This is a genomic window from Anaerolentibacter hominis (assembly GCF_032380675.1).
GTDB lineage: Bacteria > Bacillota > Clostridia > Lachnospirales > Lachnospiraceae > Anaerolentibacter > Anaerolentibacter hominis.
In genome coordinates this window covers 375,402-388,708 of the sequence record NZ_JAWDIX010000001.1, presented here as the reverse complement: position 1 = coordinate 388,708, position 13,307 = coordinate 375,402, and the positions used below count along the sequence as shown (strand labels likewise).

At 46.5% G+C, this 13,307-nt stretch carries 11 protein-coding genes and 2 tRNA genes; 7 read left to right on the top strand and 6 right to left on the bottom strand.

Features of this window, described 5'->3' with window-relative positions:
* The first annotated feature begins 65 nt into the window (after positions 1-65).
* Entirely contained in the window at positions 66-1,442 is a 1,377-nt protein-coding gene (locus ABCW47_RS01665) for a sodium-dependent transporter (RefSeq protein WP_343208125.1), read from the top strand.
* Positions 1,443-1,503: 61 nt separating this feature from the next.
* On the opposite strand, the gene ABCW47_RS01660 is transcribed toward ABCW47_RS01665, so the two are convergent.
* The 6 genes from ABCW47_RS01660 to vanR form a co-directional block, all read right to left on the bottom strand.
* Positions 1,504-2,469 (bottom strand): carbohydrate kinase family protein, encoded by a 966-nt coding sequence (locus ABCW47_RS01660; RefSeq protein ID WP_343208124.1) that lies wholly within the window; start codon positions 2,467-2,469, stop codon positions 1,504-1,506.
* Positions 2,470-2,779: 310 nt separating this feature from the next.
* Entirely contained in the window at positions 2,780-3,883 is a 1,104-nt protein-coding gene (gene vanT, locus ABCW47_RS01655) for a serine racemase VanT catalytic subunit (RefSeq protein ID WP_343208123.1), read from the bottom strand.
* Entirely contained in the window at positions 3,883-4,923 is a 1,041-nt protein-coding gene (locus tag ABCW47_RS01650; protein WP_343208122.1) for an acyltransferase family protein, read from the bottom strand. Before ABCW47_RS01650 ends, vanT begins: the two co-directional genes overlap by 1 nt.
* A gap of 26 nt (positions 4,924-4,949) precedes the next feature.
* Positions 4,950-5,993, bottom strand: a complete 1,044-nt coding sequence (gene vanG / locus ABCW47_RS01645) for a D-alanine--D-serine ligase VanG (RefSeq protein ID WP_343209569.1) — start codon at positions 5,991-5,993, stop codon at positions 4,950-4,952.
* Positions 5,994-6,267: 274 nt separating this feature from the next.
* A complete protein-coding gene (locus ABCW47_RS01640) occupies positions 6,268-7,392 on the bottom strand; it encodes a sensor histidine kinase (protein WP_343208121.1) in 1,125 nt (374 codons plus the stop codon).
* Positions 7,382-8,080 carry a VanR-ABDEGLN family response regulator transcription factor gene (vanR, locus tag ABCW47_RS01635; protein WP_343208120.1) on the bottom strand — a complete coding sequence of 233 codons (699 nt, stop codon included), beginning with the start codon at positions 8,078-8,080 and terminating at the stop codon, positions 7,382-7,384. The genes ABCW47_RS01640 and vanR overlap by 11 nt, the downstream gene beginning before the upstream one ends.
* Positions 8,081-8,453: 373 nt before the next feature.
* Between vanR and ABCW47_RS01630 the strand changes: the two genes are divergently transcribed.
* The 6 genes from ABCW47_RS01630 to abc-f all read left to right on the top strand — a co-directional run bounded on the left by ABCW47_RS01630 (position 8,454) and on the right by abc-f (position 13,224).
* A complete protein-coding gene (locus tag ABCW47_RS01630; RefSeq protein WP_343208119.1) occupies positions 8,454-8,777 on the top strand; it encodes a sporulation initiation factor Spo0A C-terminal domain-containing protein in 324 nt (107 codons plus the stop codon).
* An 81-nt stretch (positions 8,778-8,858) separates the two neighbouring features.
* A tRNA-Gly gene (locus tag ABCW47_RS01625) sits at positions 8,859-8,929 on the top strand.
* Between the two features lie 45 nt (positions 8,930-8,974).
* A tRNA-Val gene (locus ABCW47_RS01620) sits at positions 8,975-9,047 on the top strand.
* A 174-nt stretch (positions 9,048-9,221) separates the two neighbouring features.
* Positions 9,222-10,547, top strand: a complete 1,326-nt coding sequence (locus ABCW47_RS01615; RefSeq protein ID WP_343208118.1) for an HD-GYP domain-containing protein — start codon at positions 9,222-9,224, stop codon at positions 10,545-10,547.
* Positions 10,548-10,563: 16 nt separating this feature from the next.
* Complete coding sequence (locus ABCW47_RS01610) at positions 10,564-11,448, top strand: MBL fold metallo-hydrolase (RefSeq protein WP_343208117.1); 885 nt, start codon at positions 10,564-10,566, stop codon at positions 11,446-11,448.
* A gap of 303 nt (positions 11,449-11,751) precedes the next feature.
* Entirely contained in the window at positions 11,752-13,224 is a 1,473-nt protein-coding gene (abc-f, locus tag ABCW47_RS01605) for a ribosomal protection-like ABC-F family protein (protein WP_343208116.1), read from the top strand.
* Positions 13,225-13,307 lie beyond the last annotated feature (83 nt).

Below are 13,307 nucleotides of genomic sequence, written 5' to 3'. Positions count from 1 at the left end.
CTGTATCAGCTCGGCTGTTTTTGTTGTCCGGATTTTTGACACGAATAAAAAAGAGAGGATTCGATATGGAAAGAGAAAAATTTGGTTCCAGGCTGGGTTTCCTGCTGCTTTCTGCAGGCTGCGCAATCGGAATCGGCAATGTCTGGCGTTTTCCCTATGTGGTAGGCCAGAACGGAGGGGGAGCTTTTGTACTGATCTATATCTTCTTTCTCCTTGTAATGGGAATTCCGGTTATGACAATGGAATTTTCCGTGGGACGAGCCAGCCGGAAAAGCGTGGTTAAATCCTTTAAAGTCCTGGAAAAGCCCGGACACAAATGGCATTTACATGGCTATGTGGCAATGATCGGCAACTATTTGCTCATGATGTTCTATACTGTAATAGCCGGCTGGATGCTTTATTATTTCTTCGGCATGGCGTCCGGAAGATTTGAAGGCGCCGATACCGCACAGGTTAAGGCTCTCTTCTCTGAATTAATGGCAAAACCAGGCACGATGCTCTTCTGGATGGTTCTGGTAGTTGTGCTGGGGTTTGGCATCTGTTCCATCGGCCTGCAAAAGGGTGTGGAACGTATCACTAAAATTATGATGGTTGCCCTGCTGGTTGTCATGGTCGTTCTGGCTGTCAACAGTATTACTCTGTCCGGAGGACAGGAGGGCTTGAAATTCTATCTGATCCCTGATATAGAGCAGATCAGGCAGGTTGGAATCGGCAAAATCATCGTCGCCGCTATGAATCAGGCATTTTTCACATTGAGTCTTGGAATCGGTTCCATGGCAATCTTCGGAAGCTATCTTGCCAAAGACCGTTCTCTCCTGGGTGAGTCCGTAAATGTAGCGATTCTGGATACGTTCGTGGCCCTGGTAGCCGGACTGATTATTTTTCCGGCCTGTTTTGCCTTCGGTGTTAACCCCGACAGCGGTACATCCCTTATCTTCCTTACTCTGCCCAATGTATTTAATGCTATGCCAGGCGGAAGGATCTGGGGCACACTGTTCTTCGTATTTATGTCCTTTGCGGCACTTTCCACTGTAATAGCAGTATTTGAAAATATAATGTCCTTCGGTATGGATCTCTGGGGCTGGAGCCGAAAGAAATCTTCCGGAATAAATGTAATAATAATTATTATTGCCTCCATTCCCTGTATTCTGGGCTTTAATCTCTGGTCCGCCTTCCAGCCTTTGGGCCCCGGTTCAGTCGTGCTGGATCTGGAGGACTTCTTCGTCAGTAATATTTTCCTGCCCCTAGGTTCTTTGATCTATGTATTGTTCTGCGTCACCAAATATGGCTGGGGCTGGAAAAACTACATGGCCGAAGTAAATACCGGAAAGGGAATGAAGATGCCAGGATGGATACGTTACTATGTCACCTTTGTGATCCCTCCGCTTATTCTGTTTCTGTTCGGATATGGTATCTTCGAGAAATTCTTTATGAATAAGTAAATACCAGGCGGCAGGAAGTCCGATAAGGATTTCCTGCCGCTTCTTTTTGAAACATAGTTTTCTATTTAATCAGTTCCAGATACTCCTGATATCGCTTCTGCGCCTGTTCTCTGGACTTTACTCCTGTGGAGGCTCCGATTGACTCTACCGCTATAGAGGCAACTGCACAGCCGAACTGTGCACATTCCAGGAAGCTTCTGCCTTCCAGCAGTCCGCAGATAAAGCCGGAGGCAAAATTATCACCGGCTCCCGTCTCGTCAATACAGACCGCTTTGCTGTAGGACGGGACAATATGCATCTCCTCCGCATTTTTGATCAAGCATCCTTTGGCTCCCGTTTTGATAATCACGTTTTTAATTCCCCAGCTTAAAAATACATCTGCGATTTCCTCTGGTTCTGTCTTGCCTGTCATACCGCAGGCCTCGCCGTAATTGGGGAAAAAGTAGTCCGCGTAGCTCAGGGCCTTCTTCATTTCCTCGAAATTTTCTTCCGAATCATCTGTTCTGCTTACCATATCCACGCACAGGAGCATACCGCTTGCCTTTGCCTTTGAAAATAACGTCTGCAGCGTTTTCCCGTCAAAACGCGGATGATTATAAATACTGGCAAAGGACAGGATCTTGTAGCCCTTGTCAAAGAAACTGAAATCAATATCCTCAATACTCTGTGCCCACATACTGTTCTGGCGGCCGAACACACAGTTTCTTACTCCTTCTTCCGATAAAAGGCCGACATTGATGGAAGTGTCAATATCCTCCCGGACCCTCACTCCGCTGTAATCAATTCCATTCTCCCGGCAGTGATTCAGCACAAACTGTCCGGTCGTATCAGCCCCCACCATACTCATCAGCGTGACCTGGTGACCTAGTTTTGTAATAACCACGGCCTCATTAATGGCGTCTCCACCGATCGTCAGAGCCACTCTCTCCACCGTATGTACTTCTTTTTCGAAAATATCTCTTGGTATCGGCCTTAACTGCAGGTCCGCCAGGGCAGCCCCGATCGTCAGAACTTCTCTCTTCTCCATTTTCCCATCCTTCTTTGTCGATTCTTATTTTCTGATGCATAGTATTCTGCATCATCAGCGTCAACGGACAAGAGAATACACCCCTTACCGACGCTATCAATATCTAAATTATACGGGATGCATGCAAGGCCGTCAATGACGTTAAATAGCGAATAAAGAAAAGTGAATAATGAAAGACGTTATAAAGAGTAACAGTACCGGACCACACAACCCGGTTTATTTTTTTCTTTCCGTTCTTCATTCTTCCTTCTTCATTCCCTCTTCCTTCTTCCGTTCTTCATTCTTCCTTCTTCATTCCTTTTTCCTTCTCCTACTCTTCCCTGTAATTCAGCCTGCACAGGATTTCATTGCTGATAGTACCCGACCATGCAGCCACCTGCTCTGCCCTTATCTCTTTGCCATGATCCCGGCCGATCAGAGTCACCACATCCCCGGCCGCCACATCCGTGACATGGGTCACATCAATCATAAGCTGATCCATACAGATCCGTCCAATCACAGGCACAAGCTCTCCGTGCAAAAGTACGTGCCCTCTCCCATTGGATAGATTTCTTGGATAACCATCCCCATATCCGATGGTGACCACAGCTATCCGCATCCAGTCAGGCGCAATAAAATCCCGTCCATAGCCTACCGATTCTCCCGGCCGAACCTCCCGGACAGCCGCTATCCTGGCCCGCAGGGAAAGTACCGGTTCCAGTTCCGCCTTCAGCCTGGTGTGATCTTTTCCGCTGCTTAAAACGCCGTAAAGCGCAATCCCGATTCTGGCATAATGACACTTTAATTCCGGATAATTTAAGACGCCGTAGCTGCTCTGAATATGTAGTTTCCCTGTGGGATAGCCTTGTTCTCTGAGTTCCTGAACGATCTCATGAAAATGCCTGATCTGCCCTCTTGTGAAGTCAATGTCCCCCGGGTCCTGGCTGTCAGCAACACTCAGATGGGTGTACAGCCCTTCTACGCGCAGGTTACTGCATGCATAAATTTTCTTTATGCCGTCCAGGTTCTGATAGTCCTCCCCGAGCCGGTGCATTCCCGTGTCGATTTTGATGTGAACTCTTATCTCACGGCCAAAACTGTTTAATTCTTCCGCATATTCCTCGTCAATCACCGTCTGGATCAGATTGCAGCGGCAAAGGTCTGCAAATTCCTCTCTGCAGGAAAATCCCAGCACCAGGATATCTCCTTTCACCTTATTTTCCCGCAGCCAGACTCCCTCGCCTGCTGTTGCCACGGCAAACGCTCTGACTCCCTGTCTGTTCAGTTCTCTGGCGATCGAAACATCTCCGTGCCCATAGGCATTGGCCTTAACTACCGCCATGATTTCTGTGTTAGATGATAAATTTTCCCGAAACCACTCCACATTGTGTTTCAGATGATTCATATCCAGTTCCGTCCAAACCCGACCTTTCATCACACTTCCCCCAATCGTTTCCTGGATACCCATCCATAAAGCCAGTATAGTGCGCTGCTCATACCAACAGACAGTACAACGGTACACAGGAAGAGAATTAAACTGTTATCGACGAAAAGCTTCTGAAGCCGCAGTACCTTTGCAGCCCCTCTCACCAAAATAAGGCACATAGGGTGCAGGATATAAACCAGCATGGAAATTTTCCGGAATGCTCTCTGTCCTCTTCCCCTTACAGCTAACAGCCCCTCAAATAAGAAGAACATAACCGCCGGCAGAAAAACATACATACTGTCATGCCGCGCATTGCCGAAGAAATGGATCAGCAGCCCTTCCGTCAGCATCAATGCACTGGAAATGCCAAGGCCCGGAGCCCATATTCTGACAGGCATGCGTTCCTTTCTTCTCGCTGCCATCCTGCCAAGAAGCAGGAACAGCGGGGCAAAGAACAGTCCATTTCTGGTATATCCAAATATGGTAAATATCACCGAGTAAACACTGTTTACTCCTGGAACGTTCGCAATCAAACCGTAATAATTGTCCCCAAAAAGTCCGATCACATAGAGTACCGCCGTAATAATAAGAACCGTGCGTTCCCGAAAGAACCGGAGCAGAAGCAAAAGAATCACTGTTCCCGTCAAAACTGCCGGCAGATACCAGAGATGATAGAACATGCCTTCAAAAATCAGATCTCTCAGCAATTTTCCAACAAGCGAACCGTCCTTGAAGTAGCCGTTATAAATTAAAACCGGAATGTAAAGGAGTGTGGCCCCAAGATACAAAAGCCCGGTTTTCTTCAGAAATACACCGGTTTTCCTGAACCGGCTGCCCGTTCCGCCCTTCAGGACAAAGAAGCCGGTCACCATGAAGAAAAAGGGGACTGCTGCCCTGGCTATCACCCGGGTCAGAATAAAATCAGCAGTTTCATTGATCCCAGCCAGCGGAGAAGTATGAATTGCAATAATCAGGATCGCCGCCGCCATCCGAAACCAGTCCAGTCCTCCATATTCCATCTGCCCGTTATTGTCATTTGTTCCGCTCACATTGTCCCCTCTCTCTTCTTCCGTTTTTATTCTCTGGCCAGATCGATCAGCCTGTTAACCATTTCCGCAAAGGAAATTCCGGCTCCTTTCAGCATATTGGGATACCGGCTGTGAGAAGTGCATCCCGGTATGGTATTTACTTCATTAAACACGATCTCCTGATCCGGGGTTAAGAACATATCCACTCTTGCAAATCCCCTGCAGTCCAGAACCCGATATAAGAGCGCCGCCGTCTCCTTAATCCTGGCCGCCGTCCGGCTGTCTATCCTGGCGGGCATATGAATCCTGGCAGTTACCAGAGAATATTTCTCCGTATAGTCAAAGAAACCTTTTACCAATTCGATCTCGTCAACCTCCCCGATCACCAGGTCTTCATTTCCAAGTACCGCACAGCCCACCTCAAATCCCTTGATTTCTTCTTCGATGATTACCCTGCTGTCATGCTCAAAGGCTGTCTCCACAGCCTTACTCAGTTCATCCATGGCTTCTATCCGGGTAATCCCATAGGAGGAACCGGCCCTCACCGGTTTTACATAAAGGGGAAATGTCAGTCCCGCCGCCTTTTGTTCCGCAAGTTTTTCTTCCCCCCTGAGCAGCTGTACGGCCTTCGGCACCGCCACCCCGGCCGCTGCCGCCCTCTCATGCGCCATCTGCTTATCCATGCAGAGTGCTGAACAGAGGGTCGCACAGCCTACCAGTGGAATCCCTGCCAGTTCAATCAGCCCCTGTACTGTGCCGTCCTCCCCGTTCCTGCCGTGCAGGACAGGGAATACAAAGTCCAGCCTGGTGAAGGATACCGCTCCATCTCTCCACTCCATCATGCCATGGATCTGACGGTCCGGTAAAATCGCCGCCTCTGTCTTTGCTTCGTCTTCCAGCCAGGTATCCAGAGGGATACGTTCCGGATTTCCAAAGTAGTGAAACCACTTTCCTTCTCTGGTAATGCCGATTAGAACCGGCTCATATTTTTCTGTGTCGATGTGGGTAATGACCGCATACGCAGACTGCAGTGACACACTATATTCTGTGGAACATCCTCCAAATAAAACCGCAACTTTTTCTCTTTCCATCTCGTTATTCATACCCCTTATTCCTTCTTTCTGTTTTCATTCGTTCTCCGCGAAGCTTGAGCCCGCGGTATTTTGTACCTCTTGTTATTAGCATAACAGACTTGATCGGGTTATTTTTTAATGCCCTCTTATCATTCATTAATGATTTCTTAATTAAAATAGATAAAAGCCCTTAATATGTATCAAAGTAATATCAAAAGCGGGCCGTTCCGGATATTCAAATGAATGATCCGGGACGGCCCGCTTTTCGGCAGGGCAGAACATAATCTTCTATTTATTTTGATGGAAGCCGGACTGTAAAAACAGTTCCTTGCGCGCCGCTTTTCGCGGCAATGCTCCCGCCATGGGCATTTACAATCTCCCTGGCAATCGCCAGGCCCAACCCGGAACCGCCCGTACTGCTGGTCCTGGATGAGTCCACCCGATAAAACTTTTCAAATATCTGATTCAGCTGTGCTTCCGGTATCAGCTTACCCTTATTTTTAAAGCTGATTACCGTCTCCGCTCCTTCCTGTACCACTTCAACTTCGATGACCGTATCCGGACTGCTGTATGCCGCCGCATTTTTAAGAATGTTGTTAAATACCCTTGCCAGCTTGTCCGCATCCCCGATTATGGTTAGATTATCCGGAACATGAACCTCTATGGTTTTCCCCTCCGACTCCAGAATAGGGTAGAATTCGTCTGCAATCTGCAGCAGCATAAAGTCCAGGTGAATTTCCTCTTTATTCAGAATGATGGTCTGAAGATTGTACCTGGTTATTTCAAAAAACTCATTGAGCAACTGTTCCAGACGATATGCCTTTTCCAGCGTGATCTTCGTGTATTTTGCCCTCTGTTCCACCGGCATATCCGGGGCCTCCTCCAGAAGGCTCAGATACCCGATAACCGACGTCAGCGGAGTCCTTATATCATGGGCCAGGTAGAGAACCAGATCATTTTTTCTCTGCTCCGCATCCCTGGCATCCTTTTCCCGCTTTTCCAGGGTTGCGCTTACTTCTGTGAACTTACGTTCCATAAATTCCAGCTCTGGTTTAAAAGAAACCGGTTCTTCCGATGGGTGGATCAGATGGTCAAGCCCATGATTGATCTGTGTAAAATACGCCGTAAACCGGTTCAGGGCAATGTAAATTGCTACAATAAGCAGCAGGAAAAAGGCCAGCGCTATCCAGAGGGCCTTTTTTTCAAGAAAAATATACTGGTATATTGCCACACCGTCGTAGTAGGACATATGAAACAGTTTCTGGCAGAGCCGCACAAACCCTTCTGCAAAAGGGGCCTGCAGCAGGCCGTCTACAAAGACTTTCATGATAACAGCCAGAACCGCCAGCGCGCCCAGTGTACACATCACAATGGAACCCAGGAATTTCCTTTTCAGCCGTTTAAAATCACTCGTCAATTCGATACCCTACTCCCCATACTGTTTTAATATATTTGGGACACTCCACACTGTCATGCATTTTTTCCCGCAGATGCCGAATGTGAACCATCACCGTATTGTTGCTGTTGGTATAATATTTCTCACCCCACACCTCCCGGAACAGTTCCTCAGAACTTACCACCTTGCCTCTGTTACTGCAAAGATGCCACAAAATGGCAAACTCAGTGGGTGTGAGTGAAACTTCTTTCTCGTTGAGCATACAGGAATAATCATCCTGGTTAATCACCAGCCCGGAGAACGCAATCACGTTGCCCTTTGGCTCTGTCTCTAGCTGATTATAGGTCGTGTAACGGCGCATCTGCGCTTTTACCCTGGCCAACAGCTCCAGAGGATGAAAGGGCTTGGTTATATAATCATCCGCCCCCATGGTAAGTCCTGTAATCTTGTCCAGATCCTGATCCTTGGCCGTCAGCATAATGACAGGAAAATTATACTTTTCTCTTATCTTCCGGCAGATTGCAAAACCATCCATATCGGGAAGCATTACATCCAGCAGAATAAGGTCCGGATTTTCTTCTTCCATCCGTTTCAGCACTTCAGTTCCATTGTAAAATTTCTCTGTCTCAAATCCGTCGTTCTTCAAGTATATCTCCACCAGATCGGCAATTTCCTTTTCATCGTCGACGATCATTACCCGTCCCTTCATCTAAATCCCTCCAAATCCATGCCTGTCTGTATTCAGTATACAGGATTTCTGACCGGCATGAAAGGAGTATATCTTAGGAAAATCTTAACGTTTTTTAAATTTAGCTGCATATCGCCATCCAGGCCCGTGTCAGACTATAGCCCATCTCTGCTGCTCCTCTGCAAGTCGTATTTTGTCAGATTGTCATAAAAAGCTTGTCGGAAACCATAGAAACGAAAGATGCCTTGTAAAAATTTGTCTTTTTAAATCAGATATTTCGGATTTAAAGCTATTGTGCAGTAACATAACCTGGACCGCCGGTTATCTCATCTTCGTCTGATACATCCTGTCAGCCTGCGGCATAGAAAAAACAATAGAAAGTGTGGGTTTGATTTTGTCTGAAGCATATCTGCTAATACGCAAGCTTGGGATTCCCGCAACATACCGGGGATACCATTTTCTGGCTTATTCCATTTCGCTGGCTCTGGAGGATGAGAACCGGCTGCTTTTTATCACAAAATGTCTCTATCCGGATGTTGCAAAGCATTTTAAAACAACGGTGCCCTGCGTCGAGCGCAATCTGCGCACAGTAATCGAAGTCTGCTGGTTCAGAGGAAACAGAACCTTTCTGGAGCAGATTGCGGGATATCCTCTGAAAACCAAGCCGTCTACCGGTGAATTTATTGATATTCTCGCATCCTATCTGCAGAAAAAATAGGAAGCCGGCTTGTTATCTTTTAAGAATCGGAACAATCCTTATTGACTTTTCCGCTAAAAACATTATAATAATCTTTACCAGGCGGATATAGTTCATTGGTAGAACGCCAGCTTCCCAAGCTGGAGAGGCGGGTTCGATTCCCGTTATCCGCTTATTTTATTGCATTTCTCACCCCGTCTGTGTTATAATTCCGATATGGAGACATAGCTCAGCTGGGAGAGCATCTGCTTGACGTGTAGAGGGTCGCAGGTTCGAGTCCTGTTGTCTCCATTTCTTTTATTTTCAGACAGAATCCTTCTTAAATCTTTAAGAATGGGTTCTTTTTTCATGGAATTTCAGGCTGATCTCCCACATTTCTTTTCCCTGTTCCAGGTGATTTTTCATAGTTTTTCCGGCTTTATTATGTTAGAATAATCTTATTTCAATAGTATGGGAAGGTACGTTATGAAAGTAATCAGCAGCATCGATATCATACAAATCATAAGAAGAACACTGGGCTGTGTGGACCCACGGCTGGTCGGCCACGGAGAGCGGGTCGCTGTTCTTATACATTCTATATTGTCGGAAGAAGGGAAACTGGATGAGCGGGAATTGATCAATCTTTCTCTGCTGGGGCTTTTGCATGATATCGGAGCGTATAAGACGGAAGATATTAATGATATGATGCAGTTTGAGAGTCAGAACTTCTGGCGGCACTCTGTCTACAGCTATCTTTATCTGAAAAACTTTTCTCCTTTTTTTGAATATGCAGATATTCTTCTCTTTCATCATCTGCCTTTTCACGCTTACGCAGCGTTCCAGACCAGACAGGCCTGCAATCCCTGTGATTCTATTACTGACCGTTTTGCCGCTCGGCTGAATGAATCCCATTACGCCGGATTGATAATGCTTGCGGACCGGATGGACATTCTGCTGCAGTATAAAGATCCGGAATATTGCCTGTCTTACGTTCGTAAAGAGAGGGGTTCCCTGTTCTCTCCTTATTGGGCTGACTTATTTCTCCGTGCGGCCGGCCAGTCAGATTTGCTTGGCAGCCTCAGAAAAAGGGATGCCGGTTCCTGCTTAACCGATATCACCAGGAATGCGGTATTTACCTACACAGAAAAGCAGCAGTTTCTCTCAATGATCGCCTATGCGATTGACTTTCGGAGTGAATTTATGGTTCTTCACACCATCACCACGGTATCGGTGAGCCAGGTGATCGGAGAACTTCTGAATCTTGAACAATCTGAAATCCGGAAAATATATTTCGGGGCGCTTCTTCACGATGTGGGAAAGGTGGCCTGTCCCATTGAAATACTGGAAAAGCCAGGTCCTCTGACACCTGCTGAAATGGAGATTATGAAGAATCATGTGGTGATAACAGAACAGATTCTGGGCGGCGACGTCAATTCCGAGATCAACCGCATTGCGGTGCGCCACCATGAAAAACTGGACGGCACCGGATATCCCCGTCAGCTTACAGGCGCGGATTTAACTTTGGCTGAACGGATCGTGGCGGTGGCTGATATCGTCAGCGCGCTGATAAGAAGAAGGAGTTACAAGGATGCCTTCAACAGAGAAAAGACGATGTCTGTTCTGGCCGATATGCGGGATTCCGGTAAACTATGTCCGCTGGTCGTCAATACCGTTCTTCAGAATTATGATCAGATCATCAGAACCTCAGAAACATATGGTTCGGATATCCTGTCCATGTACAGGCAGATCAAAGTCGATTACATGCAGATGTCAGCCCGGCTGCAGACAGTGGATATTCCAGCCGCAAGATAGAAAGGAGTACTAAGCGATGTATGAATTGATTCAGGCCGCGGCCAATACCTTTTATATTAACTGCCCGGCAAAAATCGGTATGTACCGTACAGATGATTCCCATGTCATACTGATCGATACCGGAAATGACAAAGAGGCCGGGAAAAAGATACAGAAAATCCTGACCGCCAACCAATGGGAACCCCAGGCCATCATCAATACCCATTCCAATGCGGATCATATTGGAGGAAACCGTTTATTGCAGGATCGGCTTGGCTGCCCGGCGTATTGTACCGGAGCGGAGGCGGCTTTTACAGAATTCCCTGTTCTGGAGCCCTCCTTCCTGTTTGGCGCCTATCCCCCCGCACCTCTGAGGAATAAATTTCTGATGGCCCAGCCATCCAGTGTAAACAGGATAGACATGCTTTCCCTGCCGTCTGGTATGGAGCTGCTTTCTCTTCCTGGACATTTTTTTGATATGATTGGCATAATGACCCCGGATCGTGTGTGCTTTCTGGCTGACTGCCTCACCAGCGAGGCGGTGCTGGAAAAGTATCATGTTTCCTTTATCTATGATGTAAAATCCTACCTGGCCACCCTGGATTACGTATCCAAACTTGAGGCGGACTTATTTATTCCCTCCCATGCGGACGCCGTATCGGATATCCGGCCCCTTGCGGACTTAAATCGTGCCAAGGTCATAGAAATTATAGAACAGCTTCTTCGGATCTGTGAGACTCCCATCTCTTTTGAAGAGATATTAAAGCAGCTCTTCGATCACTATGCCCTGCATATGGATTATAACCAGTATGTTCTCGTCGGCAGTACAGTCCGTTCCTATCTGGCATACCTTCTTGATGAAGGCAGATTGGCCTGCACATTTGCTGAGAACCGTCTGCTCTGGCAAAAAAATAAGGCTTGACATACGAAAACGCCTGCTATACCATTAGGATATTAAAACAGTGATGAGACGGAAAAGAGGTGTACGAATGAAGAAGTAATTTTTCTTGCTGCTATGTCAAAGAAACAGGTGATTTAAAAAGACGGTTTATTCCGTGTTTTTAGAGCGTCCTGATTTCTGCAAGAAGATTACTTTTTCATCTATACTTTATCTTGTCGCTGCAGGTTGTCCATGTTTTGGATTGGATGGCATACAGACGGCATTTCATGAAGAAAAGATGCAGAAATACTCTTCTGCGTCTTTATTTTTTTGGAGGTGCCAGCCATGTCAATGATACAGATTTCAAATTTAACCTTCTCTTATGAGGGAAGTTATGATACTATTTTCGACCAGGTCTCCTTTCAGATCGATACCGACTGGAAGCTGGGTTTCACAGGCAGGAACGGACGGGGCAAAACAACATTTTTAAGTTTGCTGATGGGCTGTTATGAATATAGCGGAACTATTTCTTCTTCCGTCTCCTTTGACTATTTTCCATATGAAATTACCGGGAAAGACAGAAACACGCTGGAAATTGCGGAAACCGTACGCCCGGGATTTGAACTATGGAAACTCTGCCGGGAATTAAACCTGCTTGAGGTGGATGCGGAGGTTTTATACCGTCCCTTTTCATCCCTCAGCAACGGGGAACAGACCAAGGTACTGCTCGCCCTGCTTTTCTCGGAAGAAAATCATTTTCTGCTGATTGATGAGCCTACCAACCATCTGGATATGGAAGGGAGGAAGCTGGTCAGCCGCTATTTAAACAGTAAAAAAGGCTTTATCCTGGTATCCCACGATCAGTGGTTCCTGGATTCGTGTATCGACCATATCCTGTCCATCAACCGCACAACGATTGAGATTCAGCAGGGTAATTTCTCCAGCTGGCAGCAAAATAAAGCCTATCAGGATCATTTTGAACAGATGGAAAATGAACGGCTGAAAAAGGATATCCGGCGTCTGCAGGTCTCTGCCGGCCGCACAAAAAACTGGTCCGATAAGATCGAAAGCGGAAAAATAGGCTCACACAGTGCAGACCGCGGCTATATCGGGCATAAAGCGGCCAAAATGATGAAACGCTCCAAAGCGGCGGAAAACAGAATGGAGCAGGCTGCGGAAGAAAAATCTGCCCTGCTGAAAAACATTGAAACGGCAGATCAGTTAAAATTGTTTCCGCTGAACCATCACTGCGATGATCTTGTAACGATGCGGGATCTGTCATTATATTATGGTGAAAGAAAGGTTCTGGGTCCGGTATCCTTTACCCTGAGACAGGGACAAAGGCTTTCCATCCAGGGAAAAAACGGTTCTGGTAAATCCAGTATCTTAAAATTAATGCTGGGAAAATCAATAAAAACTACAGGGGAATATTCTTTAGCATCGGGCCTTATCCTGTCCTATGTCCCGCAGGATACTTCCTTTCTCCGGGGAACTTTGAAGGATTATATCTCCAGTCAGCAGCTGGATGAAACATTATTCAAAGCGCTTCTCAGAAAACTGGACTTTTCCAGAGTTCAGTTTGAAAAGAATATGGAAGAGTTCAGCGGAGGCCAGAAGAAAAAGGTTCTTATCGCCAGAAGTCTCTGTGAGCGCGCCCACATTTATATATGGGATGAACCGCTTAACTATATTGATATCTTTTCCCGCAGACAGATTGAAGATCTTCTGCTGACTTATCAGCCTACGATGATTTTTGTAGAGCACGATCAGTCCTTCGTCAATCGTGTGGCAACAGATGTTCTTTATCTGACCAGTTAAAATCTTAACGGAATTTTAGCAGACAGCAGATATCCTATTGTGTTATCTTCTTAGTAACCGGAACGGAGTTTCCGTTCTATTTT